Annotated in this window: 26 protein-coding genes and 1 tRNA gene; 8 read left to right on the plus strand and 19 right to left on the minus strand. The window is 59.9% G+C overall.

What is annotated here, in order from left to right:
- Window position 1 precedes the first annotated feature (1 nt).
- Both ACPF9B_RS01225 and ACPF9B_RS01230 read right to left on the minus strand, forming a co-directional pair.
- Entirely contained in the window at window positions 2–1018 is a 1017-nt protein-coding gene (locus ACPF9B_RS01225) for a hypothetical protein (protein ID WP_424178676.1), read from the minus strand.
- Window positions 1019–1100: 82 nt separating this feature from the next.
- A complete protein-coding gene (locus ACPF9B_RS01230; protein WP_424178678.1) occupies window positions 1101–2726 on the minus strand; it encodes an AMP-binding protein in 1626 nt (541 codons plus the stop codon).
- Between the two features lie 92 nt (window positions 2727–2818).
- On the opposite strand from ACPF9B_RS01230, the gene ACPF9B_RS01235 reads away from it, so the two are divergent.
- The gene (locus ACPF9B_RS01235; RefSeq protein ID WP_424178680.1) at window positions 2819–3730 is read left to right on the plus strand and encodes a DMT family transporter; all 912 of its coding nucleotides are present in this window, start codon (window positions 2819–2821) and stop codon (window positions 3728–3730) included.
- A gap of 39 nt (window positions 3731–3769) precedes the next feature.
- Here ACPF9B_RS01235 and ACPF9B_RS01240 read toward each other — a convergent pair whose 3' ends face one another.
- The 6 genes from ACPF9B_RS01240 to ACPF9B_RS01265 all read right to left on the minus strand — a co-directional run bounded on the left by ACPF9B_RS01240 (window position 3770) and on the right by ACPF9B_RS01265 (window position 10939).
- Window positions 3770–5968 (minus strand): 3-hydroxyacyl-CoA dehydrogenase NAD-binding domain-containing protein, encoded by a 2199-nt coding sequence (locus ACPF9B_RS01240; protein ID WP_424178682.1) that lies wholly within the window; start codon window positions 5966–5968, stop codon window positions 3770–3772.
- Window positions 5969–5978: 10 nt separating this feature from the next.
- The gene (locus ACPF9B_RS01245; RefSeq protein WP_424178684.1) at window positions 5979–7190 is read right to left on the minus strand and encodes an acetyl-CoA C-acetyltransferase; all 1212 of its coding nucleotides are present in this window, start codon (window positions 7188–7190) and stop codon (window positions 5979–5981) included.
- Window positions 7191–7202: 12 nt separating this feature from the next.
- Window positions 7203–7832 carry a glutathione S-transferase family protein gene (locus ACPF9B_RS01250; protein WP_424180314.1) on the minus strand — a complete coding sequence of 210 codons (630 nt, stop codon included), beginning with the start codon at window positions 7830–7832 and terminating at the stop codon, window positions 7203–7205.
- Between the two features lie 343 nt (window positions 7833–8175).
- Window positions 8176–9954, minus strand: a complete 1779-nt coding sequence (locus ACPF9B_RS01255) for an acyl-CoA dehydrogenase C-terminal domain-containing protein (protein WP_424178686.1) — start codon at window positions 9952–9954, stop codon at window positions 8176–8178.
- A 43-nt stretch (window positions 9955–9997) separates the two neighbouring features.
- Entirely contained in the window at window positions 9998–10399 is a 402-nt protein-coding gene (locus tag ACPF9B_RS01260) for a MerR family transcriptional regulator (RefSeq protein ID WP_424178688.1), read from the minus strand.
- 171 nt (window positions 10400–10570) lie between these two features.
- Complete coding sequence (locus tag ACPF9B_RS01265; RefSeq protein WP_007205813.1) at window positions 10571–10939, minus strand: MerR family transcriptional regulator; 369 nt, start codon at window positions 10937–10939, stop codon at window positions 10571–10573.
- A 126-nt stretch (window positions 10940–11065) separates the two neighbouring features.
- Here ACPF9B_RS01265 and ACPF9B_RS01270 point away from each other — a divergent pair, with 126 nt between their 5' ends.
- From ACPF9B_RS01270 to ACPF9B_RS01280, 3 genes are read left to right on the plus strand one after another with little or no spacing between them, the layout of a single operon-like run.
- Window positions 11066–11506 (plus strand): PaaI family thioesterase, encoded by a 441-nt coding sequence (locus ACPF9B_RS01270; protein ID WP_007205812.1) that lies wholly within the window; start codon window positions 11066–11068, stop codon window positions 11504–11506.
- Entirely contained in the window at window positions 11503–11997 is a 495-nt protein-coding gene (locus tag ACPF9B_RS01275; RefSeq protein WP_007205811.1) for a PaaI family thioesterase, read from the plus strand. Before ACPF9B_RS01270 ends, ACPF9B_RS01275 begins: the two co-directional genes overlap by 4 nt.
- A complete protein-coding gene (locus ACPF9B_RS01280) occupies window positions 11990–13315 on the plus strand; it encodes an MATE family efflux transporter (RefSeq protein WP_424178691.1) in 1326 nt (441 codons plus the stop codon). Before ACPF9B_RS01275 ends, ACPF9B_RS01280 begins: the two co-directional genes overlap by 8 nt.
- On the opposite strand, the gene ACPF9B_RS01285 is transcribed toward ACPF9B_RS01280, so the two are convergent.
- On the minus strand, window positions 13292–14344 hold the full coding sequence (locus ACPF9B_RS01285) for a quinone-dependent dihydroorotate dehydrogenase (protein ID WP_424178693.1): 1053 nt from the start codon (window positions 14342–14344) through the stop codon (window positions 13292–13294). The genes ACPF9B_RS01280 and ACPF9B_RS01285 overlap by 24 nt on opposite strands.
- Complete coding sequence (locus ACPF9B_RS01290) at window positions 14341–14673, minus strand: DUF952 domain-containing protein (protein WP_007205808.1); 333 nt, start codon at window positions 14671–14673, stop codon at window positions 14341–14343. The genes ACPF9B_RS01285 and ACPF9B_RS01290 overlap by 4 nt, the downstream gene beginning before the upstream one ends.
- A 151-nt stretch (window positions 14674–14824) precedes the next feature.
- Here ACPF9B_RS01290 and ACPF9B_RS01295 point away from each other — a divergent pair, with 151 nt between their 5' ends.
- The 4 genes from ACPF9B_RS01295 to ACPF9B_RS01310 all read left to right on the plus strand — a co-directional run bounded on the left by ACPF9B_RS01295 (window position 14825) and on the right by ACPF9B_RS01310 (window position 20456).
- Window positions 14825–16387, plus strand: coding sequence for a bifunctional metallophosphatase/5'-nucleotidase (locus ACPF9B_RS01295; RefSeq protein WP_424178696.1), 1563 nt, complete (start codon window positions 14825–14827; stop codon window positions 16385–16387).
- A gap of 136 nt (window positions 16388–16523) precedes the next feature.
- Window positions 16524–16597, plus strand: a tRNA-Gly gene (locus tag ACPF9B_RS01300).
- A 91-nt stretch (window positions 16598–16688) separates the two neighbouring features.
- Window positions 16689–18479, plus strand: a complete 1791-nt coding sequence (locus tag ACPF9B_RS01305) for an ABC transporter transmembrane domain-containing protein (RefSeq protein ID WP_424178698.1) — start codon at window positions 16689–16691, stop codon at window positions 18477–18479.
- Between the two features lie 108 nt (window positions 18480–18587).
- Window positions 18588–20456, plus strand: coding sequence for an acyl-CoA synthetase (locus tag ACPF9B_RS01310; RefSeq protein WP_424178700.1), 1869 nt, complete (start codon window positions 18588–18590; stop codon window positions 20454–20456).
- Between the two features lie 32 nt (window positions 20457–20488).
- On the opposite strand, the gene ACPF9B_RS01315 is transcribed toward ACPF9B_RS01310, so the two are convergent.
- The 9 genes from ACPF9B_RS01315 to ACPF9B_RS01355 all read right to left on the minus strand — a co-directional run bounded on the left by ACPF9B_RS01315 (window position 20489) and on the right by ACPF9B_RS01355 (window position 26971).
- Entirely contained in the window at window positions 20489–21019 is a 531-nt protein-coding gene (locus ACPF9B_RS01315) for a chemotaxis protein CheD (protein WP_007205804.1), read from the minus strand.
- A complete protein-coding gene (locus ACPF9B_RS01320; RefSeq protein ID WP_007205803.1) occupies window positions 21016–22002 on the minus strand; it encodes a CheB methylesterase domain-containing protein in 987 nt (328 codons plus the stop codon). Before ACPF9B_RS01320 ends, ACPF9B_RS01315 begins: the two co-directional genes overlap by 4 nt.
- A gap of 127 nt (window positions 22003–22129) precedes the next feature.
- Window positions 22130–22489, minus strand: coding sequence for a hypothetical protein (locus ACPF9B_RS01325; protein WP_007205802.1), 360 nt, complete (start codon window positions 22487–22489; stop codon window positions 22130–22132).
- Complete coding sequence (locus ACPF9B_RS01330; RefSeq protein ID WP_007205801.1) at window positions 22486–22872, minus strand: response regulator; 387 nt, start codon at window positions 22870–22872, stop codon at window positions 22486–22488. The genes ACPF9B_RS01325 and ACPF9B_RS01330 overlap by 4 nt, the downstream gene beginning before the upstream one ends.
- A gap of 3 nt (window positions 22873–22875) precedes the next feature.
- Complete coding sequence (locus tag ACPF9B_RS01335; protein WP_424178703.1) at window positions 22876–23775, minus strand: CheR family methyltransferase; 900 nt, start codon at window positions 23773–23775, stop codon at window positions 22876–22878.
- Window positions 23772–24239, minus strand: coding sequence for a chemotaxis protein CheW (locus tag ACPF9B_RS01340; RefSeq protein WP_007205799.1), 468 nt, complete (start codon window positions 24237–24239; stop codon window positions 23772–23774). Before ACPF9B_RS01340 ends, ACPF9B_RS01335 begins: the two co-directional genes overlap by 4 nt.
- Complete coding sequence (locus ACPF9B_RS01345; RefSeq protein ID WP_424178705.1) at window positions 24223–26316, minus strand: chemotaxis protein CheA; 2094 nt, start codon at window positions 26314–26316, stop codon at window positions 24223–24225. The genes ACPF9B_RS01340 and ACPF9B_RS01345 overlap by 17 nt, the downstream gene beginning before the upstream one ends.
- Complete coding sequence (locus tag ACPF9B_RS01350) at window positions 26316–26687, minus strand: response regulator (protein ID WP_007205796.1); 372 nt, start codon at window positions 26685–26687, stop codon at window positions 26316–26318. Before ACPF9B_RS01350 ends, ACPF9B_RS01345 begins: the two co-directional genes overlap by 1 nt.
- A complete protein-coding gene (locus tag ACPF9B_RS01355) occupies window positions 26687–26971 on the minus strand; it encodes an STAS domain-containing protein (RefSeq protein ID WP_007205795.1) in 285 nt (94 codons plus the stop codon). Before ACPF9B_RS01355 ends, ACPF9B_RS01350 begins: the two co-directional genes overlap by 1 nt.
- Window positions 26972–26992 lie beyond the last annotated feature (21 nt).

Consider the following 26992-nt stretch of genomic DNA (forward strand, 5'->3'; position numbering starts at 1 on the left):
GTCAGCGGTTGCAGATGTTCTGCAAACTGATCCACGCGCTGTCGGTCATCACCGGTGGCGATGGCTGGCCGTCTAGTTGATCACGGCCCAGATCAGGCATCGTGCCGCTGCGCGCATCCGCCAGCACCTGATAGGGCCGTTGTGGCAGATTGGCCGCCGCGAAGGCGCGACGTAGATCGGCAGGATCGGCCTGCGGTGCGGGCTGGTCCAAAACGGCTTCGGTATGGCGCTGCAATACGTCGCGCGGAATATCACCTGTCGTCAGCAAGCCAAAGGTTGTGGCCAGCCCTGCTTGCCGGAGCACGGGTTCAAGGCTGTCGTGGTTGCCGAGCGCCACATGGCTGGCCAACACGAACCCCGCCACGGCCACCGGATCATCTGCCGCCTGCAACAGTCCCGCATCCAGAATGATCAGCCCGCCCGGCATCGCCAGCGCCCCTTGGTCCAGCTTTGGCACGACAACGATGTTGAGCGGCGTGCCCGCCCCGAAAACCCGTGTCGCCAGTGTACCTGCCGCTGCCTGTGCGGTCGTATCGCGGCAGACCGCGCCGGTTTTGGTCTGCACATGGGCAAGGATGATTGCGCCGATCTCGACCCGTTTGGCGTTTGGCACCACCGCCAGTGTCTGTCGCATCAGCGCGCCGGGCAGCCAGAACACGGCCAGCGCCAGCGTCGCGGCCACGATCCCTGCCGTGATCCAGTGACGCAGTTTTCCGGGCTGTGGACGTGACTTGGCCAGCGATTTGCGGACCTCTTCGATGGCGTCGATCATGATCTCGTCGGCGATCTCCAGTGCCTCGCTTGCCTCTTGATCAGGGGCATAGATCGCGGGGCGCTCGTCAGGGTTCAGACGGATCACCGCGGGCAGCGACCAATGCGCCAGCGGGCGCGCGGCGCCGTCGGCAATGACCAGCGTCGCATCGCCAAAAGAGATTGTGACCTGCCGGCGCTGCTGGTCAGGCGCAGGCCGCCAGAGCCCATCGCTTTCCAGACGCACATATCGATCGAGCGCTGTCATCTGCCCATACTGCCTTTTTTGCAGTTACCTTACGCCCACAGGTCCAAGTTGTCATGCCCGAAACGGCCCTGCGCCCCCGTGATCAGAACGCCTTGGCGATCAGGCGCAGTTCGAATTTCTGGATCTTGCCGGTTGATGTCTTGGGCAGGTCCTGAAACACTACGCGTTTGGGGCATTTGAACCCTGCGAGCCGTTCGCGCGCAAAGGCGATGATCTCGGCCTCGGTCGCGGTGGCCCCGTCTTTCAGCTCAACAAAGGCGCAGGGGATTTCACCCCATTTTTCGTCTGATTGTGCCACCACAGCACACAGGTTTACGGCTGCATGGTGCATCAGCGCGGCCTCTACCTCGACAGAGCTGATGTTTTCGCCGCCTGAAATGATGATGTCCTTGGCGCGGTCGGATATCTGGATCATGCCATCCGGATGCTGGATCGCCAGATCCTCGGAGTGGAAATAGCCGCCTGCAAACGCCCTTTCGGTGGCGTCTGGGTTTTTCAGGTAGCCTTTCATCACCGCATTGCCGCGCATGACAATCTCGCCCTGCGTGATGCCGTCCCACGGCACGGGCTCCATCTGGTCGTTGACGACGGTCACGTCTTCTATGATCGGAAAGCCGACACCTTGGCGCGCCTTGATTGCGGCCTGTTCGGCCTCTGGCAGGGTATCCCATGCGGGGTCCCAGATACATTCGGTGACATGGCCAAAGGTTTCGGTCAGCCCGTAGACCTGTTTGACGTGAAACCCCAGCTTGCCAATCGCGGCCAGTGTTGCGGGGGCAGGGGGTGCGCCTGCGGTGAACACCTGCACCATGTGGTCAAACTGGCGGCGATGCTCTGGTTTTGCATTCACCAGCAGGTTCAGCACGATCGGCGCGCCGCCGAAATGCGTGGCCCCGTGATCGGCGATGGCATCATAGATCGCCGATGCAGTGATGTCGCGGCAGCAGATCGCGGTGCCACCCAGCGCGGGCAGCATCCATGTGTGGTTCCAGCCGTTGCAATGAAACAGCGGCACGATCTGCAAATAGCGCACAAAGGTCGGCATTTCCCACGACATCGCTGTGCCCAGCGTCATCAGATAGGCGCCGCGATGGTGATAGACCACGCCCTTGGGACGGCCAGTGGTGCCAGAAGTGTAATTCAGCGCAAGGCTTTCCCATTCATCATGCGGCAGGATCCATGCGAAATCGGGGTCGCCCGTGGCTAGAAAATCCTCGTAATTCTGCTGGGTGCCGGTGGTATGGATACCCGCCTGGTCGTCTGGCACTTCAATTACCAATGGCGCAGGCCCCTGCATCTGGTCGATGGCCGCCATCGCCTGCGGCAGGAACTGGCTGTCCACCAGCACAACCTTTGCCTCGCCATGATCAAGGATATAGGCGATGGTATCGACATCCAGCCGGATGTTGATCGTGTTCAGCACCGCGCCACAGGCGGGGACGCCGAATGCCGCCTCGGATTGGGCGGGGATGTTGGGCAGGATCGTGGCGACCACATCGCCCGGCTGCACCCCCGCCTTGACCAGCGCCGAAGCCAGCCGCGTGACGCGCCGATGATATTGCGCATAGGTCAACCGCGCCGTGCCATAGACGAGCGCCTCTCGGTTGGCAAAGACCAAGCCAGCGCGTTGCAGGTGCGATAAGGGCGTCAGCGGCACATGATTGGCCGCCCGTTTGCCCAGCCCTGTCTCATCGCGCATCCAGCCCATGTCGCCCCCCCGCCATCTTGGTCGCTATCTGGACAGAGTATTGCGGTGCATCGGCGACTTTGAAAGCGGAATCCTGTTGAGAAAGCTGCCTGATGACACCCCAGCTCGCCTTGCCTGACCAGATCGTGTCGTCGCATGCAGCGCTTTATATCATCGTGGGGATGGCAACCTTGGGGCTGAGCGACAATTTCGTTCCCCATGTCGCGGCGGATGGATCGCTTTGGCAGTTCCACCTGCTGCGTGGCACTCTGGCGCTTGGCGCTTTGTGCCTGATTGCGCTGCTGGGCCGGGGTAGTTTGCGGCCAAAACGGCCTTGGGCAGTGTTCGGGCGCAGCGTGTTTCAGGCGGGGTCCATGCTGATCTATTTCGGCTGTCTGGCCATTCTGCCTATCGGCATCGTCGTGGCTGGTCTGTTCACATCCCCGATTTTTGTGCTGCTGATCGCGGTGATCTTTCAAGGCAAGCGTGTCGGCTGGGGCCGCAGCCTTGCGATTATCACGGGGTTTGCGGGCGCGCTTTTGGTGATCCGGCCTGATCCGGCAGCACTTGATTTGGTCGTATTCCTGCCGATCCTTGCGGGGCTATTGTATGCCATCGGGGCCATCGCCACCCGCGCATGGTGCGAAGGCGAAACCACCCTGACGCTCAGCGCCGGGTTTTTTGCAATGCTGGCCGTTTTTGGGGCCCTTGGCTGCCTGCTGCTGCCGTCTACCGGAACCGGCGCCGAGGGTTTCGCGCAGCGCGGCTGGATGCCCGTGACTGCCGATTTGGCGTTCTGGATCGCAGTTCAGGCCGCCTTGGCGCTGTTCGGCATTTTCTGTCTGTTCCGCGGCTATCAACTGGGCGAGGCCAGTCAGGTCGCCGTCTATGAATATTCGCTGCTGATCTTCGCCAGCGGGTGGGCGTGGTATCTGTGGGGCGATCTTGTCAGCCCGGTCGCAATGGCAGGTATGGCGTTGATCGCACTTGCCGGTATCATCATCGTGTCGCGCCGCAGCACGTAAGGGGTGGCGCACCCCGATTAGTGGGATGCGCCACGTTGATCAGGCGGCTTTTGCACCTGTGCCAAAGCGTTTGTAGAATTCGTGGCCCTTGGCTGCCATGTCGCGCAAAAGGTCAGGCGTCGTAAAACGATCCCCGAACTGCGCGGTCAACTGGTCACAGCGTTCAGCGGCATAAGGTGCGCCGATGATGTCCAGCCAGCTGAACGGCCCGCCCGACCAAGGCGCAAAGCCCCAGCCAAGGATCGCGCCCACATCGCCTTCGCGGATGTCGGTCAGCACGCCGTCTTCCAGCGCGCGCACGGCCTCCAGCACTTGCGCGAAAAGCAGGCGGTGCTGCACGGTCACCAGGTCGGGTTGCTGATCCGCGACAGGGTATTGCACGGCCAGACCGTCCCATAGGCCGGTGCGTTTGCCCTTGTCGTCGTAGGCATAGAAGCCGGCATTGGATTTGCGCCCCAGACGGGTCTGGTCGGCCATCCAGAACAACACCTCGTCCACCACGCCATCGGGATAGGCATCGCCCATCGCAGTGCGGGTGGCCTTGGCGATTTTCACGCCCAGATCAATGCTGGTTTCATCGACCAGTTGCAGCGGGCCCAGCGGCATACCCACCAGTTTGGCAGCATTTTCGATCAGGGCGGGTTCGACCCCTTCGCGGACCATGCGGATGCCTTCGTTGATGTAGGGAATGATGCAGCGGTTAGCGTAAAAGAACCGCGCGTCGTTCACCACGATCGGCGTCTTGCGGATCTGGCGCACGAAATCGAGTGCTTTGGCCACAGCGACATCGCCCGTCGCTTCGCCCCTGATGATCTCAACCAGCATCATCTTGTCCACGGGGGAAAAGAAGTGGATGCCGATAAAATTGGTCGGATCATTGCTGGCCTTGGCAAGCTCCGTGATCGGCAGGGTCGATGTGTTGGTCGCAAAGATGCAACCCGCGCCAGTGACGGCCTGCACCTTTTTGGTAACCTCGGCCTTGACGCCTACATCCTCGAACACCGCTTCGACGATCAGATCGCAGTCTTTCAGCGCGGCATAATCGGTCGTGGCGTGGATCAGCCCCAGCACGGCGGCTTTCTTGTCCTCGGTCGCTTTTTTGCGGGCGATGCCTTTGTCCATGTAAGCGGCGGTGTAGGATTTGCCCTTCTCAGCGGCGTCCTGTTTGGCGTCGATCAGCACGACCTTGATGCCGGCAAGCGCAGACACCAGCGCGATGCCCGCGCCCATCATGCCCGCGCCGATCACGCCGACCTGTCTGACCTTTTGATCGGGCGCTTGTGGGCGGTTGGCCCCTTTTTCGAGCGCTTCTTTGTTGATGAACAGGCTGCGGATCATCGCGCTGGATGACGGGTTCATCAAGACATTGGTGAACCAGCGTGCCTCGATCTTCAGCGCGGTGTCGAATGGGACCAATGCGCCTTCGTAAACGGCGCTAAGCAGGGCCTTGGCGGCAGGATAGACACCCATCGTCTTGCCGTTGACCATGGCGGATGCGCCAACAAAGGTCATGAAACCGGCAGGGTGATAGGGCGCGCCACCGGGCATTTTATAGCCTTTCTCGTCCCACGGTTTCACGATTGCAGGGTTCGACAGCACCCACGCCTTGGCGGCCGAGATCAAGTCTTCGGCGGGCACTACCTCGTCAATCACGCCTGCGCGCTTGGCGGCTTGGGGATCGTTCAACTTGCCTTCCAGCAGCAGGGGCGATGCGCCCATCGCACCCAGCTTGCGGGCAAGGCGGGTGGTGCCACCGGCACCGGGAAAGATGCCGACCATGATTTCGGGCAGGCCGATTTTCGCCTTGGGGTTATCGGCGGCAAAGATGCGGTGACAGGCCAGCGGGATTTCTAGCCCGATGCCAAGCGCCGTGCCGGGCAGGGCGGCCGCAATGGGCTTGCCGCCCTTGTTGGTCTTGGGGTCCATGCCCGCGCGTTCGATCCGGCGCAGCACGCCATGCATCGCCATCACACCATCGAACAACCCGCGTGCGGGATCGTCGCCTGCGCTGTCTTTCATCCGCGCGATGATGTTCAGGTCCATGCCGCCTGCGAAACTATCAGGCTTGCCCGAGGTAATGATGATGCCTTTCACCGCATCATCGCCAAGGGCTTGGCCCACCAGCATATCAAGATCGGTGAACCCTTGCTGGTTCATCACGTTCATGGATTTGCCGACTGTGTCCCATGTGATGATGGCCACGCCATCGGCATCGGTTTTGAGTGTAAAATCAGTCATGTTGGTCCCCTTACACGCGTTCGATGATCGTAGCTGCACCCATGCCCGATGCGATGCACAGTGTCGCAAGGCCGGTGGATTTGCCGGTGCGTTCCAGCTCGTCCAGCAAGGTGCCGATGATGATGGCCCCCGTGGCCCCCAAAGGGTGACCCATGGCGATCGACCCGCCGTTCACGTTGACGCGGTCGTGGTCAACGTTGAATGCCTGCATGAACCGCAGCACGACGGATGCAAAAGCTTCGTTGACCTCGAACAGGTCGATGTCGCTGATTGCCATACCGCTATCGCGCAGGATCTTTTCGGTGACAGGCACGGGGCCGGTCAGCATGATGGTCGGATCGGTGCCGATCTTGGCGGTGGCCCGGATCACGGCGCGGGGTTTCAGACCCATGGCCTCGCCCCATTCTTTTGATGCGACCAGCACGCCAGCGGCACCATCGACGATACCGGATGAATTGCCCGCATGGTGGATGTGGTGGATCCGTTCCAGATGGGGGTATTTCATCAAGGCGATCTTGTCGAAGCCAGGCATCACTTCGCCCATGGCCGCAAAGGCGGGGTTGAGCGCGCCCAGCGTCTGCATATTCGTCTCTGGCCGCATGTATTCGTCATGGTCCAGAATGGCCAAGCCGTTGATATCACGCACGGTGACGATGGATTTGGCGAACCGGCCATCATCCCAAGCGGCCTTGGCGCGTTGCTGGCTGGCCACGGCCAGTTGGTCGGCCTCATCGCGGGTAAAGCCGTATTCGGTCGCAATGATATCGGCGGAAATGCCCTGTGGGACGAAATAGCTGTCCATCGCGATGGACGGATCAACGGCAATCGCCGCACCGTCGCTGCCCATCGGCACACGGCCCATCATCTCGACACCGCCCGCGATATAAGCCTGCCCCGCCCCGCCGCGTACTTGGTTCGCGGCAAGGTTCACGGCCTCCATCCCTGATGCGCAGAAACGGTTGATGGCAAGGCCCGGAATGGATTGGTCCAAATCAGAGGCCAGCACCGCCGTGCGTGCCAGACACCCGCCTTGTTCGCCGACTTGGGTGACGTTGCCCCAGATCACATCCTCGACCGCGTGGCCTTCAAGGTTGTTGCGCTCTTTGAGCGCGTTCAGCACACCGGCGGACAGGCGGGCTGATGTCACCTCGTGCAGGCTGCCATCGGCACGGCCTTTGCCGCGCGGCGTGCGGATCGCGTCATAGATGTAAGCTTGTGTCATCGTTTCCTCCGTTCAGGCCGCGTCGGTCAGGCCGCGCGGCATCAAGTCATAGGGGTGTTTCCAACCGGGGCGGGCGGCGATGGCGTCCAGCCAGCGGTCGATCTGCGGGTAATCGGTGCGCGCAAAGGTAAAAGGTTCGGCGTAAAACAGGTAACCGGCACAGGCGATATCGGCGATGGTCATATCCTCGCCCGCCAGCCAGTTGCGCCCCGTCAGATGGGTTTCCATCACCTTGAGCGCCGAGCCCAGCCGCATCGCCAGAAAGGCGTTCACATCGGCGTTGCGCTTGGCTTCGGGCAGGAAGTTCATGTTGAATCGCAAAGGGCCTGCGACACCACTGACTTTGTGGTTGTCAAAGAACATCCAGCGCAGCACGTCACGACGCTCGGCAGCAGACCGGCCCCCCAGTTTGCCGGATTTCGAACTAATGTAGTCCTGAATCACCGCCGATTGGGTCAGCACCAGATCGCCATCCTCGAACACTGGCACCTCGCCCATGACATTCAATGCGCGAAACTCGGGGCTGCGGGTCGCGCCGTTGAAGAAATCGACAAACACCGGCTCCCAGTCCTGATCGGTCAGGGTTAAAGTGAGGGCCGCCTTGTAGGCGTTTCCGCTTTCGGCAAAGCAATGAAGTTTCATGGGCATGTGATCGCTTTTCTGCTTTTGGCCCTGCGGGGCCAGATGAGTATTTACAACAAAGCGAGGGCAAGCTTGCTTCGTTGACCTCGTCTTAACCTATCTTTGGCAGGAATACTGCACGGTACAGGCTGGAGAGCCGATGACCGTACAAAGCGAAAGGACCCTGGCCTGTGTTGCTGCGCCCCGGACGCGGGGAACTCTCTCAGGTTCGGGGGACTTTTCGTCTCGCTTTGTTTCAAATACTCCCGCCGGAGGCCCTTTGCCCGCCGCAGGCGTCGGGCACTGGTCTTGCCGCGATACCTGACAGTGGAAGGGCAAGGTGGGTTTTAACCCACGCAGCCTATCAGAAATGTGCGGCCTGCAGCGCCATGACCGTATCCGCTCCTGTGTTGATGCGTGCCAGATGCATGGCCGTTGCGGGCAGTTGACGTGCCATATAATAGCGCCCGGTCGCGATTTTTGTTTCATAGAATTCGGTGTCGGATGCACCGCTGGCCAAAGCGTCCATCGCGGCCTTCGCCATGCGCGCCCACATCAGACCCAGACAGACATGGCCCATCATGTGCATGAAGTCATAGGACCCCGACAGCGCGTTATTTGGATTCTTCATGCCGTTCTGCATGAAATACATCCCCGCTGCTTGCAGGTCCTTGCTGGCGGCTTTCAGCGGGACAAGGAAATCCTTGTTCAGCGCCTCGTTCCCTTCGTTTTCCTTGATGAAGGTTTTGATCATCTCGAAAAACGCCATGACATGCTTGCCGCCATCCAGCGCGAGCTTGCGACCCACAAGGTCCAGCGCCTGAATACCGTTGGCCCCTTCGTAGATCATGGCGATGCGGGCGTCGCGGGCATATTGGGACATGCCCCATTCTTCGATATAGCCATGGCCGCCGTAAACCTGCTGCGCGGCTGTGGCATATTCAAAGCCTTTGTCGGTCAAGAACCCCTTGATGACCGGCGTCATCAGCGAGATCAGGCCATCGGCGTCCTTGTCGCTGTTGCGATGTGCGCGGTCGATCAGATATGCGCCCCAATAGGTAAAGGCGCGCGCCCCTTCGACAAAAGATTTCTGGTCCATCAGGTTGCGGCGGATATCGGGATGCACGATCAGCGGATCGGCGGGGCCGTCGGGGTTTTCCGCACCGGTGACAGCGCGTCCTTGCAGGCGGTCGTTGGCATAGGCGACAGCGTTCTGATAGGCGCTTTCGGCCTGGGCATAGCCTTGCAGGCCGACACCCAGACGGGCCTCGTTCATCATGGTGAACATGGCGCGCATGCCTTTATGGGCTTCGCCCACAAGAAAACCGGTCGCGTCATCATAATTCATCACACAGGTCGCATTGCCGTGGATGCCCATTTTCTCTTCGATCTTGCCGACGCTGACGCCATTGCGCGCGCCAAGGCTGCCGTCTTCATTCACCATGATCTTGGGCACGATGAACAAGGACACGCCCTTGATCCCGTCAGGCCCGCCCTGAATTTTCGCCAGCACCAGATGGATGATATTCTCCGCCAGATCGTGATCGCCCGCCGAGATGAAAATCTTCTGGCCGCTGATCTTGTAGCTGCCATCGTCCTGCGGAACCGCCTTGGTGCGCATCAGGCCCAGATCGGTGCCGCAATGCGGTTCCGTCAGGTTCATCGTGCCGGTCCATTCGCAGGTCGTCAGTTTTGGCAGGTATGTCTGTTTCTGCTCGTCCGAGCCATGCGCATAGATCGCCGAATAGGCACCATGGGTCAGGCCCTGATACATGTTGAACGCCATATTTGCGGACACGAACGGTTCCTGTGCCGCGGTGTGCATGACGTACGGAAGGCCCTGCCCGCCGTATGCGGGGTCACAATCCATCGCGGTCCAACCGCCTTTTTTCATCTGTTCGAACGCGTCCTTGAAACCCGCAGGCGTGCGCACGACACCGTTTTCCAGCACGCAGCCTTCACGGTCACCCACGGCGTTCAGCGGGTGCAGCACGGCTGTGGCGACCTTGCCGGCCTCTTCGACCACGGCACCGGTGAAATCGCGCTCAAGGTCTTCGAACCCCGCAATATCCTGTTCGCTGATTTTCAGCAGGTCGTGCAGCACGAATTGGATGTCTTTGACGGGCGCATTGTAGATGGGCATCTGGTCTCTCTCCCTGGGGTCGTGTCGTGAATTGTGCGCCGCCTCAAGCGGCAGCGGATTTCTTTTTGGCGAGGCTGGACAGCTTTTCGGCACCCCAGGCCATCTGGGCCTTCAATTCTCCAATCGCTTCATCAAGCTCTGCTTTCTGGGCTTGCATGTCGGCCAGATGGCGTTCGGCCAGTTCATAGGTCTTTGACAGCTGGGTCTCTTGCCCGTCGTCCATGTGGTAGAGGTCCAGCAACTGCCGGATTTCCTCGAGCGAGAAGCCAAAGCGCTTGCCACGCAGGATCAGCTTGAGCCGGGCGCGGTCGCGCTTGGTGAACAGGCGCTTTTGGCCGTGGCGGATCGGGAACAGCAGTTCCTTGGCCTCATAGAAACGCAAAGTGCGGGGCGTGACTTCGAAGGTCTCGCACATCTCGCGGATGTTCATTGTATCTGTCGTCATGGCTTTTCCTCATGCGAATGGCTGTTGCCACGCAATTGCGGATCACATGACAGTCTTACAAGCAAAGGTGACGTTTACGTAAACGGAACGTGGCGTCACAAAAAGGGTGACGAAAGGTCAGCAAAAATCTGGCGAATTTGGTGGAATTTTCTGACGCGGTGCAGGCCGCGCTCAGGCCAGCGTTTTCGCCGTATGGTCCCGCAGCTGTTGCAGTTCGGCCATCGTTTCATCCAGCTGCGCGCGTTGCTGGCGTAATTCTTCCATCTGCCGGTCGGCCAGCGCGACCCATTCGCGCATCTGCGCATGGGTGCCTTCTTTTTCGTAGATCAGCAGCCATTGCCGGATGTCTTCGAGCGCAAAGCCAAACCGCCGGCCCCGCAGGATCAGCGTCATCCGTGCCAGCTCGCGCGGGCCATAGAACCGTGCCCGCCCTTCCTTTTCGGGGGTCAGCAGTTCGATATACTCATAATAGCGCAAAGTCCGAGGCGTGACGTCGAATTTCGCACACATCTCTTTGAACGACAGGCGCTTTTCGGTCATCGGTTTCTCCTCGGCATCAACCTATCGCCATCGCTGCGGCGGGGCAACAGATGGATCAATCATGTTTGCAATGACAACCGGGTGACGCTACTCCGGTTAGGAAGGCCCAACTGTGAAAGAGAAGCCATGTCAGATGATCAGGCCAGCCGCCGCGACAAGATCGCCGCGCAGTTCATCGCATCCATCCCGCATGCGCAAGCGCTGGGCATGACCCTGACCGAGGTGGGCGACGGGCGGGCGACCATTGCGATGGATTACGATCAGCGCTTTATCGGTGATCCCGATACCGGCGTCATCCATGGTGGTGCGGTGTCCGCCTTGATGGACACCTGCGCCGGTGCCGCGGTGATGGCGCATCCGGCGGCGGCCTTGGCCACGGCGACGCTTGATCTGCGGATCGACTATATGCGCCCTGCTACCCCCGGCGACCGGATCACGGCGACTGCGGAATGTTATCACGTCACGCGGTCGGTCGCCTTTGTGCGGGCGACGGCAGTGGACAGTGACGCGGATCGGCCTGTAGCCTCGGCGACTGGGGCCTTTACGATCAGTAGGGGCAAAGCATGAATACTCGCCCCGAAGCGGTTCAAGTGATCAAGCAACGCCGCGACGCGATGTTGCAAAAACTGGTGGCGCGGGTGCCCTATATGCAGTTTTTGGGTATCCAGATTGACCGGCGCGGGGATGAATTGACCGCGATCCTGCCCTATGCTGACCGGTTGATCGGCAACCCGATGCTGCCCGCGCTGCATGGCGGCGCGACGGCGGCGTTTCTAGAGGTGACGGCGATCATGGAACTGACCTGGGCGATGATCTGGGAAGACATGGAGGCAGGGCGCATCACCGATGACACCCCCGCCATCACCCTGCCCAAGACCATCGACTTTACCGTCGATTACCTGCGCAGCGGGTTACCGCGCGATGCTTATGCGCGCGCGCGGGTCAATCGGTCTGGCCGCCGTTATGCGTCCGTGCATGTGGAAACATGGCAGGACAACCGCGCACGGCTTTTTGCACAGGCGACGGGTCATTTCCTGATGCCCCCACGGGATGGCTGACATCCTGACGCATCGACGGGTGCTGCGCATCGCGATGCCGATCGTGCTGGCCAATGCAACGGTGCCGCTGCTGGGCTTGGTCGATACTGGCGTCGTGGGGCAATTGGGAGAGGCGGCACCGATTGGTGCTGTGGGCCTTGGGGCCGTGATCCTGACTGCGGTCTACTGGGTTTTCGGCTTTCTGCGGATGGGGACCACGGGTCTTGCCGCCCAAGCCAGCGGTGCCGGCGACATGGACGAGGTTGCGGCCCTGTTATCGCGCGCGCTGCTGATCGGTTTTGGCGCGGGGGCGGTGATGATCGCTGCGCAATGGCTGATCTTTGACGGTGCTTTCCACCTTGCCCCCGCCAGCGCCGAGGTCGAAGATCTGGCCCGCGATTACATGGCGATCCGCATCTGGTCTGCGCCCGCGACCATCGCGTTATACGGGATCACCGGCTGGCTGATTGCGCAAGAACGCACGGGCGGGGTGCTGATGATCCAGCTATTGATGAACGGGCTGAACATCGGGTTGGACCTTGTGTTCGTGCTGGGTTTTGACTGGGGTGTGGCGGGCGTGGCCTGGGCTACGTTCATCGCCGTCTGGGCCGGGCTGGCGCTGGGGCTTTGGTATTGCCGCGATGCTTTTGCCGGGGTCGCATGGCGGACGGCGGCGCGGGTGTTTGACTTGATCCGCCTGCGGCGCATGGCCGTGGTGAACAGCGATATCATGATCCGGTCGGTGCTGGTGCAGGCAATCTTTGTCAGTTTCCTGTTCTATGGCGCGGGCTTTGGCGATGTGCCTTTGGCCGCGAACCAGATCCTGATCCAGTTTTTGTACGTTACGGCCTATGCGCTGGACGGTTTCGCCTTTGCCGCCGAGGCGCTGGTGGGCAAGGCTGCGGGCGCGCGGGCACGTGGCGTGCTGCGCCGCGCGGCGATCATCACCAGCCTTTGGGGTCTGGGGGCCTGTGCCATCATGGCGGTCTGTTTCGCGCTGTTTGGTGGCATCACCATCGACATCATGACCACCGCACCCGAGGTACGCGCTGCCGCCCGCACCTATCTGCCCTATATGGTCGCAGCGCCCTTGGCAGGGGTCGCCGCATGGATGCTGGACGGTATTTTCATCGGGGCGACCCGGACAACGGATATGCGTAACATGATGATTGTGTCGGCGGTTGTCTATTTCGTCAGCGTCATTCCTTTGATGGCGCTGTTTGGCAATCATGGTCTGTGGATCGGGATGCTGATCAGCTTTGTGGTACGCGGGGTGACATTGGGGCTGAAATATCCCGCATTAGAGGCTGCTGCCTCAGGTCCAGTCCGCGCGGCCTGATCCGACCGCATCGGCGAGACTTGCAAACCCGTCGCGCAGCAACAGCGCATCCAATCCGCGCGCGATATCATCGACCAAAGACAAACCGCCATAGACCAACGCTGTGTAAAGCTGCACGGCGCAGGCCCCGGCGCGGATTTTCTGATAGGCTTGGTCCGCCGTGGCGACCCCACCAACCCCGATGATTGGCAGATCGGTCAGGGCCGACAGCTGTGCCAGCACGCGCGTCGATTTTTCAAACAAAGGCTGGCCGGACAGCCCGCCTTTTTCCTGCGTATGGGGGCCATTCAGCCCTGTGCGGTCCAGCGTGGTATTGGTGGCGATGATGCCTGCGATACCCGCCGCCTGTGCAACTTCGGCAATCTCGGCGATCTCCTCGCCGGTCAAATCCGGCGCGATCTTGAGAAAGACAGGGATCGCGCGTGCCATGCCTGCCCGCGTCTCCATCACACCGGCGAGCAAGGCCGCCAGCGCTGCCTTGCCTTGCAGGTCGCGCAGTTTTTCGGTGTTGGGCGAGGACACATTGACCGTCGCGAAATCCACATGCGGGCCGCAATGGGCCAGCACGGTGGCAAAATCTGCGGCCTTGTCGGTACTGTCCTTGTTCGCGCCAAGGTTCAGGCCGATCACGCCATCTGCAGGGCGCTGCGCCAACCTGTCTGCGATCACCTGCATCCCGTCGTTGTTGAACCCGAACCGGTTGATCACGGCGCGATCCGCGGTCAGCCGGAACAGGCGCGGCTTGGGGTTGCCGGGCTGGGGGCGCGGTGTGGCGGCACCGACCTCGACAAAGCCGAAACCGCTGCGCGCCAGCGGCGCAAGGGCGGTTGCGTTCTTGTCGAAACCGGCGGCAAGACCAATCGGGTTGGGCAGCGCCAGCCCCGCCACATCACAGCGCAGACGGGGCGATGTGAAGGGCGCGATTTTCGGGCCAAGCCCTGCGCGCAAGGCCGTGATCGCCAGACCATGCGCCGTTTCCGGATCAATCCGGCGCAGCGCCGAAAGGCCGATCTGTTCAATCGCTTTCATGCAAGATCCGGCAGGACATGCGCGCCATCCGACAGCGGCAGGTCGCGGACCCAGACCACATCGGCCAGTGTCAGGTCACGGTAAAGATGGGGAAACAGCACGCCGCCGCGCGCCGGTTCCCATTTCAGCGGGTCCAGACCCTCTGCTGCGACCGCCAGTAGAACCAGACCGGTTTCGCCGGTGAAATACTTGGTCAATGTCTCGGCTACCGTCGCGGCCGTAGAAAAATGGATATAGCCATCGGCCAGATCGACAGGCGCGCCCGATGTTGCGCCATCGCGTTCAAAGGCGGCCCATTCATCGGCGCGGAAAATCTTGTAAATCAACATGGCAGCGTCATGGGGCCTGCGCAAAAAATGGTCAAGTGTCTTGGCAATGTCGGTTGAGGACGCGGTAAGGTGCTGATGTCAGGTCATTGTGTTTGACTCCTGTTACATGGCGCGGCCAATCTTGCGGAGCGAAACCTGAAGGGAGACTGCCATGACATTGCGACTGATGACCACAAGCTGCGCTTTGGCGCTGATCGCGGGGTCGGCTGCGGCCGATTACACGCTGCATATCATCCATACCAATGACCTCCACAGCCGGATCGAGCCGATCAGCGCGTTTGATTCCACCTGCAACGCCGAGGCGAATGCCGCCGGTGAATGCTTTGGCGGCGTGGCGCGGGTCATCACCCAGATCAACGCCCTGCGCGACGAACTGGCGGGCCAGAATGTCGTCGTTGTCGATGCGGGCGACCAATATCAGGGCAGCCTGATGTACACGACCTATAAGGGCGAGGTCGAAGCCGAGTTCATGAATGTCATCGGCTATGACGTCATGGCCGTGGGCAACCATGAATTCGACGATGGCGACGCAGGACTGCGCAAGCTGACCGATCTGGTGTCTTTTCCGGTGATTTCAGGCAATATCGACGTGGCCGGTTCCAATATCTTGGCCGGTCAGGTCGACAATCACGTTGTGCTGGAGATTGGCGGGCAGCGGATCGGCATCATCTCGGCATTGGCCAGTGATACGGTCGAAACATCCAGCCCGTCGGATGCTGTTATCTTCACCCCCGAAGTTGCAAGCCTGAGCGCGGATGTCGCGGCCCTGCAAGGCGAGGGTGTCACCAAGATCATCGCGCTGACCCATGTCGGCCTGTCCAAGGATATGGAAATCGCCGCCGCGGTTGACGGGATCGACGCCATTGTTGGCGGGCATTCGCATACGCTGATGTCAAACACCGAAGACGGCGGGCTGGCCTATCCCACGATGGTTGGCGCTGTGCCTGTAGTACAGGCCTATGCCTATTCCAAATATGTCGGCCATCTGACGCTGGTCTTTGATGACGCGGGCAATGTGACTTCGGCCACCGGCGATACGATTCTGCTGGATGCCAGCGTGGCCGAGGATGAAGCGGCCGTCGCGCGGATCGCGGAACTCGCCGGGCCGATCGAAGAGATGAAGACGCGCATCGTCGCTGAAACTGCCGCGGCGATTGATGGTGACCGCACTGTCTGCCGTGCGATGGAATGCCCGATGGGATCGCTGATCGCCGATGCGATGCTGGACCGCGTGCGTGATCAGGGCGTCCAGATCGCGATCCAGAATGGGGGCGGCATCCGCGCCTCGATTGATGAAGGCGAGGTGACGATGGGCGAAGTTTTGGGCGTGCTGCCGTTCCAGAACACGCTGTCCACCTTCGAGGTGACGGGTGAAACCCTGCTGCAAGCACTCGAAAACGGTGTCAGCCAGATCGAGGAAGGTGCCGGTCGTTTCCCGCAGGTCGCGGGCATGACCTTTACCGTCGATAGCGCGGCACCTGCTGGCGAGCGGGTGTCTGACGTGATGGTGGGCGCTGCTCCGCTTGATCCGGCAATGGTCTATGCGGTGGTGTCCAACAATTATGTCCGCAATGGCGGTGACGGCTATGCCATGTTCGAGGATGCGGCCAATGCCTATGATTTCGGCCCCGATCTGGCGGATGTGCTGGCCGAATATATGGCGGCGCAGGGCGCTTTCGTGCCTTACACCGATGGTCGGATCACGGTGAACTAGCGCAGACAGGTGCGCGCCGCTGCAACAGGCGGCGCGCAACATGATGTCAGATGCGCTCCGCGCAGGGATATTTATGCTCGGAAGATGCGGGCAGTTCCTTGACGGGGCGGGCTGCTTGACTTAATCGAAGCACTGCGCGGGCGTTGTGTAATGGTAAGACCCTTGCCTTCCAAGCAAGAGACGCGGGTTCGATTCCCGCCGCCCGCTCCAATCCTGCGACAATTGCGGACCAAGGTGGGTCCAAACTTGTGCAAATGGCCGCTCAGCTTTACATCAGGCCCTGATAGACAAAGGATGCCCGATGGCCGAAACTGTGCAGACCAAAGCAGAAGACCGGCCATCAAGCAAAAAGATCGGCGCTCTTCAGGCCCTTTGGCCGTTCATCAAACCCTATAAATTGAACTTGGCTGGGGCGGGATTTGCGCTTGTCTTTACCGCGATGGTCGCGCTCAGCCTGCCGCTGATCGCGCGGCTGGTGGTTGATAATTTTGGGCTCGATAGTGTCGCAATCAGCCGCCATTTCATGTCGCTGTTGGCCTTTGCCGTGCTTCTCGCCTTTGGGACTGCGCTGCGATATTATCTTGTGACACGTCTGGGCGAACGTGTTGTGGCCGATCTCCGCAAGGCCGTTTTCAACCGAATGATCAGCATGAGCCCCGCCTTTTACGAACGCATCATGACGGGCGAAGTGCTGAGCCGCATCACCACCGACACCACGCTGATCCTGTCGGTAATCGGCAGTTCCGCCTCGATCGCGCTGCGCAATATCCTGATCTTTATCGGCGGTGTCATCCTGATGCTGCTGACCTCGGTCAAGATGAGCATCATGGTGCTGTGGCCTATCCCCGTTGTGCTGTTCCCGATCCTGTTTCTTGGCCGTCGTGTGCGCAGCCTGTCGCGCGAAAATCAGGATTTGATCGCGGAATCCAGCGGCGATGCGTCCGAGCTTTTGACATCAGCCCAGACGGTCCAGGCTTTCACCCACGAAGGCCTCAGCCGGGCCAAGTTCGACGCAGTGACCGAGCAAAGCTATCGGTCCGCAAGGCGGCGCATTCTGACGCGCGCGTTCTTGACGGCTGTTGTGATTTTCATGGTCTTCGCGGCCATCGTTTTGTTTTTGCAAATGGGCTCGCAGGATGTTGTCGCGGGCGAAATCACCGAAGGCGGGCTGGTGCAGTTCATGATCTATACGATCATGGTCGGCGGAGCCGTTGCCGCCCTTTCCGAGGTCTGGGGCGAATTGCAACGTGCGGCGGGTGCGACCGAACGGCTGATCGAATTGCTGACCATCGAGGACAGTGTGACTGATCCTGTGCAACCGCACCGCTTGCCCACGCCTGTCCGTGGCGATCTGCGCTTTGAAAACCTGCGGTTCAGTTATCCGTCGCGGATGTCGATTTCCGCTCTGGACGGGATCGACCTGCATATCGCGGCGGGTGAAACCGTCGCCCTTGTCGGCCCGTCGGGTGCGGGCAAAAGCACGATCATCCAGCTTGTCCAGCGGTTCTATGATCCGCAGGAAGGCGCGGTGACATTGGACGGGATCGACCTGCGCTGTCTGAACCGAGCTGAATTTCGCAGGCACATCGCCTTGGTGCCGCAGGACCCGGTGATCTTTGCGGATACCGCGCGTGAAAATATCCGTTTCGGCCGTCCCGAAGCAAGCGATTCCGAGGTCGAAGCCGCTGCTAAAGCTGCCGCCGCGCATGATTTCCTGGTCGCCCTGCCTGGTGGCTATGACAGCTATGTCGGCGAACGCGGTGTGATGCTGTCGGGCGGACAAAAGCAGCGGATCGCCATCGCGCGTGCCATCTTGCGTGATGCGCCGGTCTTGTTGTTGGACGAAGCGACAAGCGCGCTTGATGCCGAAAGCGAACATGCCGTGCAGCGCGCGGTCGAGGATTTGGCCAAGACTCGCACGACGCTGATCGTGGCGCATCGACTGGCGACGGTGAAAAAGGCGGACCGTATCATCGTCTTTGACGCGGGCCGGATCGTGGCGCAGGGCACGCATGATGCGCTGGTCGCGCAAGGTGGGCTTTATGCGCGGCTGGCGCGGCTGCAATTCACCGAAGGTGTCGCCGCCGAATAGCGAGACTTTCGCAGCGTCAGGCTTGCACCATTTTGTGGGATTGGCCAACATTTCACCCTGAGGGGCCGTGGCGCAAAACTGCGGTACGGACAATGGGGAGGATGGGGCATGGCTTTTTCGACGATGGCGGATCGCGATGCGATTCATAATGAGATGCCTTGGGCTGAACGCAGCCTGCCGATGACGACCTATGCTTTGTTGTCGCAAACGGCGGCCGCGCATGGTGGGCGCAAGGCAGTCAGCTTCAGCTTGCTGTCCGATCCGGATGCGTTTTGCGAAACGCTGACCTGGTCCGAATTGCAGGCTAAAACGGCGCAAGCGGCCAATCTGTTCCGCGATCTGGGGATCGGCGAAAACGATGTCGTGGCGTTCGTGCTGCCCAACGCGACCGAAACGATCCTGACCTATCTGGGCGGTCAGGTCGCGGGGATCGTGAACCCGATCAACCCGCTGCTGGACGCCGAACAGATCGCTGCGATCCTTCGCGAAACCAAGGCCAAGGTCGTCGTTACCCTGCGCGCCTTTCCCAGGACCGACGTCGCCCAAAAAACCGCTGAGGCCGTGCGTCTTGCGCCCGATGTCACCACCGTGCTGGAGGTCGATCTGCATCGATACCTGACGGGGCTGAAACGGTTGGTCGTGCCACTGATCCGGCCCAAGAACCCGGTCGCCCATAAGGCCAAAGTGTTGGATTTTAACGCCGAACTGGCCAAGCATCCCACCAGCCTGAGCTTTGCTGATTCCGACAAGGACAGGGTGGCGGCCTATTTTCACACCGGCGGCACCACCGGCATGCCCAAGGTCGTGCAACACCGCTATTCCGGAATCGTCTATAACGCCTGGCTGGGCGCGCGGCTGTTGTTCACCGAAAAGGATGTGCAAATCTGCCCACTGCCGCTGTTCCACGTCTTTGCGGCGACCGTGTCGCTTGGCGCCTCTCTTGGGTCGGGGGCGCAGGTCGTTTTTCCGACACCACAGGGGTATCGCGGCGACGGCGTGTTCGACAATTTCTGGAAACTGATCGCCAAGCACAAGGTCACCTTTATGATCACGGTGCCCACGGCGATGTCGGCGCTGATGCAGCGCAAGGTTGATGCTGATATTTCGTCGCTGCGCTTGGCTTTTTGCGGGTCCGCCCCATTGCCGCTCGAACTTTACAAGAAATTCGAGGCGGCGGCCGGGGTCACCATCTGCGAAGGCTACGGCCTGACCGAGGCGACCTGCCTTGTGTCGATCAACCCGCCCGATGGCGAAAAACGGGTGGGATCGATTGGTCTGCCCTTCCCATATACGGATGTGACCATCGTTTCGTCGGCAACCGGCCTGCCGTGCGATGTCGACGAGATTGGAGAAATTTGCATCGCAAGCCCGGGTGTGTTCAGCGGTCAGACCTATACCGAGGCGAGCAAGAACCGTGACATTTTCTACGCCGATCACCTGCGGACTGGCGATCTGGGGCGGATCGATGCGGACGGATATCTGTGGATCACGGGCCGCGCCAAGGACCTGATCATCCGCGGCGGCCATAACATCGACCCCGCCGAAATCGAAGAGGCTATGGCCGGGCACCCCGCTGTCGCATTTGCCGGGGCGATCGGGCAGCCTGACGCGCATGCTGGCGAAGTGCCTTGTGTTTACCTCGAACTGGTGGCTGGTGCGGATGTGACCGAAGAGGCGCTGCTGGATTACGCAAAACAGCATATTCACGAACGCGCAGCCCATCCAAAACACCTGGAGGTGTTGGCGGAATTGCCGAAAACTGCCGTTGGCAAAATTTTCAAACCTGAGCTGCGCAAGCGGGCGATCATGCGCATCTACGCCGCCGCCCTTGCCGATCTTGCGGCGGAAGTTGATGGCGTCCTTGAGGATAAAAAACGAGGGCTTGTCGCGCGGATCAGCGCCGACCCCGCACTTGCGCGCAAGATCGAAATCGCGCTTGGCCCCTACACGATCCCTTGGGATATCGTGCAAAAATAGTGGACCTGTGGCGGGCTGATCGTGGCTCTGCATCAGAACAGCGTGATCTCGGGCGCGGGACGAGGCCGCACGACCGGCGTTTCGGGCGGCGGCGATTCAGCGATCTGCATCTGGCGCGCAGCCCCCGTTGTCGGCGTGAACTGGACGCGGCGGGCCATGGTCCCTCCGAGGCTTTGCGACAGGCAGGGGATACCTTCGCGTTCTAGAAATGCGAGGGCGAATTCACCATTTGACTGGCCGATGTCGCGGGCATGCACGGTCATGCGCGCACCTCCGAAAATTTTGGCCTGAAGCCTGCGCCGGTCACCGCCCGCGCCCAAAATGCGGTTGATCAGCAATTCCATCGCGTTGACGCCATATTTCAAGTCGTTGGTATTTGAATCACCACCGCTCGCCAGTAGAAAATGGTTCATCCCGCCGACTTTGGCTTGAAGGTCAAAAATACAAACCGCGACACATGACCCTAGGACGGTGGACATAACCACCTGAGCATCGTTCGATACGGCAAAGTCGCCCTGCACGATGGTCATGATTTTTGGCGATGTGGTGTTTGGTTCACTCATGCGCGCTGCCTTTGCTGTGCTGCACGCAGCAAGCTGGGTCCGATCTGGTGGATCGGAAGTTCGATTTCGATGCCGCCTAAGGACTTTGCTACACGCGGCATGCCGTAGACGATGCAGGTTGCTTCGTCTTGGCCAAAGGTGCGGGCGCCCGCGGCGCGCAGTGCCGTGATGCCTTCGGCACCATCGCGACCCATCCCTGTGAGGATCGCGGCGGTCACATGCGATGCAAAGGGGACGGCTGAATGAAACAGGGCATCCACTGAAGGCCGGTGGCCGGATTGGCGGGGTGCTGCGTCCAGTTTGATACGGGCCGGAGACCCGTGGACGAGGCGGACATGATGAGTGTCACCGGATGCCAGATAAACATGGCCGCGCTGCAATGTCGTATCTTGCGTTGCAGCAACAACTTTTGCAGCAGTGCCTCCGTCAAGTAGCCTGATCAGGCTCGAGGCAAAATTGCCACCGGTGTGCTGGACGATGACTGTCGGGGGGGCGCCCGGGTGCAGATGCGGCAGGATTTGCATCAAGGCATCGATACCTCCCGTCGAAGAGCCGATCAAAATCGTGCTGCGCGGGTCGACGCGCCCTGCCGGTATAGGTGTTGCCGCCGGTGCTCTGGGATGCTGACGGCGGCCTCCGGGCACCAGGGCTGCGGTCAGGTCGCGGTCCGAGACATTGCTGGGCAGAACGCGGATCGCAGAAATGGCCCTGAGCGCGGCATTGGTGAGATTCGCCTGCTTCGGTGTCCCCAGTACAACACAGCCGATGCCCATGATGCCGAAAAGCGTCGCGAGGAGTTCGAACTCTGGACAATCCGCGATATCGGTTGTCAGCACGACGCAATCGGGTTCGTGATGTTCTGCAAAGTTATATACTTCCGTGAGCTCGGTGGCGGCGCACACCACATCGATCTTGAGCCGCTCAAGGCGGCGTTGTAGCTGGCCCAACAAGATCACGGATCGATGGGCGATCACGATGCGCATGAGCTAATGCCTCTTGCATCGGTGTTTTGACCAACGCTGCCATGCTTGTCACCGCAACCCGTAGCAAGGCCGGCAGCATGGGCAAGATATTTTTCGGCTACGGTGTACTTGTGTAAGCTGTGTTGCATCAGAAGATCGCTATCTGGGTCCGGTCATGATCAACGGGCTCTGGGGCGTCGCCAACCAGGTCGCGTAGCCAAGCCAGACGCATCTGTGCGATCCATTTACCGCAGTCGGAAGTAGCTTGGTTAGCGCCAGGTTCGCCCATCGCTTCTATCAATGTCGCAAGATCGGCAAGTGACTGCAGAACGAGGTCAAAATCCTGCAATGATTTTGTTTTTTGCGGCAAGTCGGCCGCACAAGCGCAGGTCCGCAATGCTGCCTCTTCAAGTCGGGTAACGATCATCGCGACCTCGCGTAGGGCGGTGCCGACATTCGTGAGCGTCCGTGCGGCCGCTGGTCGATGCGTGATGGATTGTGTCGTCATAGCTTGCCCACCACGGTCTCGATGCATTGTTTCATGCTTGCAGTTGAAAACGGCTTCTTGATGATATTGTTCAGGCCAAGCGCTTTGCCTTTGGCGACCAGGTCGGGGGTTGGGTTCCCGGTCACAAGGATGAACCCGATTCGCGCGGTAGCTTTGTGCTGTCGCAGTGCGCGGAGCAGTTCGAGCCCGTCCATGCCCGGCATGTTATAATCGGAAAGGACGAGGTGAACGGGGTCGGCGATCAGCTTGTTCAGCGCGGCACGCCCATCATTTTCCGCTTGGTTTTTCCATATCCCCATCTCTTCGATGGCCTGCACAAGCAGTCCCCGGCTGACGCCCATGTCGTCCACGATCATAACGCGCAATGTGTCTTTCAAGCTCATGGGTCAGTCTTTCGTTTGAGGTCGGGCTAGGGCCGTGTTGCGAGGCAGCCGCTGGTAGGTTGTAATGGCGACGCTGCGGAATTCACTTTGCGCAGGACCCGTCAGACGTTCCGAATGTCCGATCATCAGATGGCCGTCGTCTTGCAAAACGTCTGCGAACCGTTGCCAGAGACGGACTTGCGTGTCCTTGTCAAAGTAGATCGCCGCATTGCGACAGAAAATCACATCGAACCGTCGGCGCATCGGCCAGTCCCCGATCAGGTTCAATTCGCCGAATGACACAAGTGATGCCAGGTCCTGCCGGATTTTAAATTGCTGGCCACCATCGTCTTCGATCATCAATCTCTTGTATTCGTCGGGGATGGCATCTGCCTGATCCCGATCATAGCGCGCTTGCCGTGCCTTTTGGATCATTTGTGGATCGACATCCGTGGCGAGTAACTTGATGTCCAGACGCGACGCTTCGGGACATGCATCGCGGATCATCGCGGCAATCGAATAGGCCTCTTGACCCGCCGAGCATGCGGAGGACCAGATCCTGACAGCAGAGCCGTTTTTCGCCTTTTCCACGAGATCGGGTAGGATTTTTTCGCGCAGATAGGTGAAATGGTGCCGTTCACGAAAGAAATGCGTGACATTGGTCGTCAGTGCTGAGAGCAGGTGTGATTGCTCCGCATGACCGCGCGGGTCCGACAGGAGCGCGCAATAGCTTTCAAAATCGGGAAGATCCAACGCGCGCAATCTTTTTGTCAGCCGTGAATAAACAAGCGGTTTTTTAGATGGCTGCAGATGCAGGCCGTAGCGTTGGTGCGCCAGGGTGGCGATTGTCTGGAAATCGTGGTCGGTGAATTGATATTCGCGCATGGTCTGATCGGATCGTGCGATGTTATCGGGCATTGTCATGCTGCCACCTGATTTGCCGGAGCCAGCAAGGTCGACAAGCTTATGATCTTTGTCATGTCATCGCCGAGCGGAATGATCCCAAGAATAGCGCGGGTGGTCGTGTCCTCTGGCCCTCTTGGTGTCTCGCGGACGGTATGTGAATCGACGCCAAGTATTTCCGAGACAGATTCAACAAGAAGCCCAATGATCCGATCCTCGACAGCAATGATAATGATGACATGCCGTTCCGTAGGCATGATCTTGGCGAAACCGAGTTTCGCTGCAAGATCGATAATCGGAATGACAGCACCCCGTAGGTTGATCACGCCAAGAACGTGATCAGGCGAATGCGGTAGCACCGTTACGGGCGTCCATCGGCGAATTTCCCTGATCTGGGTGATTTCAATGCAGAAATTCTGACCACCGGCCACCAGTGTGACGAATTCCAGCCGTTCGGATTTTTGCAGTTCAGCAAGCTGCGACATAAGAAACATCCCTTCCATTTTGGCTGTTGGTGACGGCGTAGACCGAGTTGCCTTGTGCGACGGCTTCGGGATCGATGATCAGGGCTATTTTGCTGTCGCCTAGGATCGTCGCGCCCGAGATTCCAGATATTTCGCCGTAATTGCCCTGCATGCTTTTGACGACGACCTGGCGCTGGTCGAAGATATCATCGACGGCCAGGGCGCATTGCGGCACGCTGTCGGTCTGGATCAGCAAAAGCACTCGGTCGGTCATGTCGCGCAGCGTTGCGACTTGCCCCATGCGTTCTGCCAGATCGATGATTGGCACGTACTCGCCACGGATGCGTAGCAATGTGTTGTTCAGCCCGATCTGCGACAGGTCAGCGTCCTTGGGCCTGATCGTTTCCACGATGCTGGAGATGGGTACAACCATCGTCTGCCCGCCAAGGTTGATGATCATGCCATCCATCACCGCCAGCGTCAGCGGCAGGGTGATCGAAAACGTCGTTCCCTGACCAAACTGACTGCTGATCGCCACACGCCCGCCAAGAGCGGTGATGGCTGTCTTCACGACGTCCATTCCGACGCCGCGCCCCGAGAGATTGGTCACTTCCTTGGCCGTGGAAAACCCGGGAGCGAACAGCAAATGGTCAATTTCGGCTTCGGACAGTTGCGCATCCTCGGCGACGAGCCCTTTGGATACGGCAATTTCCCGAATCCTTGGGCGGTTAAGGCCGGCACCGTCATCCGCAATTTCGATGACGATGCTTCCGGATCTTTGGCGTGCGGCCAGCCGCAGTCTGCCTTGCCGGTTCTTGCCGGCCGCCGTGCGAAGGTCAGGTGCTTCGATTCCGTGGTCGATGGCATTGCGGATCATATGGGTCAGAGGATCGGCAAGCCGTTCTATGACGGTCTTGTCAACTTCGGTCGCCTCGCCCTCAGTGATCAGTTCAACCACTTTGCCGGTTGCATCCGCAGCCTCACGCGCGATGCGCAACATGCGCTGGAAGAGGGGTTTGACCGGCTGTGCGCGGATGGCCATGACGCCTTCTTGGATTTCGCGGGCCAGCAATTTGTAATCATCAAGATCAGCAAACAATTCGGCGGTATTCGGCAGATTGGCATGTTGCAGCCTTTGCGAGATCACGGATTGGTTGATGATCAATTCGCCTACCGCGTTAATCAGGCGATCAATGCGTTCGGGGTCAACGCGGAGCGAACTTGCCGCGCGGGTGCTACCCTTATCGGCGGCGTTGCGTGCTTTTTGATCGGACGTGTCGCCCGCCATGCCTGCCGCGGCATCCATGCCGTCTTGCTCGACCGGACTGTCTGGCGCAGTGGCTGTGGCAATGTCTGGCACGGCGGTATCTTCATCAAGCAGTTTGACCTGCAAGGCGCATAGGTCGTCGACGAATTCGAATACTTCGAGGATCGGCAGATCCGACCCGAGACCTTCGATTTCCAATTGCCACGACAACAGCCCATCCTGCCAGTGCAGATCGTCCAATCCCGTCGGCAACCGGGACAGATCTACCGTTACCCGGGTTGTGCCAAGCGACTGCAATGCAGCGATGATTAAAACGGGGTCGTTGCCGCTGGTATAAAAAGCTGCGTTGGGCGTAAAATCGACGACATAGGTCGATCCCGCATCCGCTGGCCCGTCAAAGGCGAGGGTGAGTGCCTCGAAGGTGAAGTCTTCTGCTTCCGCGGGCGCGTCACCCAGAAAGGATTGAAGGTCTGCGAGGACAGGATCCACCTGGGCAGAGTTCGTCGGCAATTCCTCTCTTGCGGTTTCGATGAGATCCGCAAGGATATCGCCGGACCGCTGCAGAACATGAAGGATGCGGTCGTCCAGGGTCAGACGCTGTGACCGGACGTGATCCAGAACCGTCTCGAACGTGTGAGCAAACCCCACGAGGTCGTCGAGCGCAAAGGCGCCGGCCGCACCTTTCACGGAATGGACAGCACGAAAGACAGCATTGACCGTTTCGCTGTCGGTGCTGCCATCACGCATTGCTGTCAGCCCTTCGGTCAGGGCGGCGATCAGGTCTTCACATTCTTCGAAAAATACGTCGCGCATTGTCATATCGGCGGTCATTACACTGCTCCTGTCAGGCGGCGGATCACAGCGACGAGGGCTTCGTCATCAAAGGGTTTGACGATCCAGCCGGTCGCGCCTGCCTGCCGCGCGCGTTCTTTCAACGCAGCCCCGCTTTCCGTTGTCAGGACCAGAACCGGCACCGTCCGGTTGCGGGTACCCCCGCGGATATCAGCGATCACACCGAAACCGTCCTTGTTGGGCATGTTGACGTCCGTGATCACAAGATCGGCGTCTTCATGCTGGAACTTTTCAATGCCATCGACGCCGTCAACAGCTGTCGATACCTCGAACCCGGCTTTTTGCAGGGTCTGGGTTAGCAGGCTGCGGATGGTCCGCGAATCGTCGATCGCCAGAATGCGTTTCGTCATTACAGCGCCCTTCCCTGTTGCGGCAGTGGCCAAAGCGCGAGCAGTTCCAGACCCTGGCGCAGGGCATCGGTTTCATTGACAAGGGTCAGGCTCCGCCCATTGGTTGCCCATGCCACGCTGGCCGTGGCCAGGATCTGGGCCGCAAGTCCCCCAAGACGGCTGACATTGCTGCCGTCGATGATGAGGTCGTTTCCTTGCGCCTGCTTCAGCGCTGCAAAGAGATCTTCGCAGGCTTCGAATGTAAGCGCGGGAGGAAGGGCGATTGTGGCTGTGTCGGCCGGCATATGAAGCGATCCTTCGTTACA

The organism is Yoonia sp. TsM2_T14_4, from assembly GCF_049602355.1.
In the GTDB taxonomy this organism is placed as follows: Bacteria; Pseudomonadota; Alphaproteobacteria; order Rhodobacterales; family Rhodobacteraceae; genus Yoonia; species Yoonia vestfoldensis_A.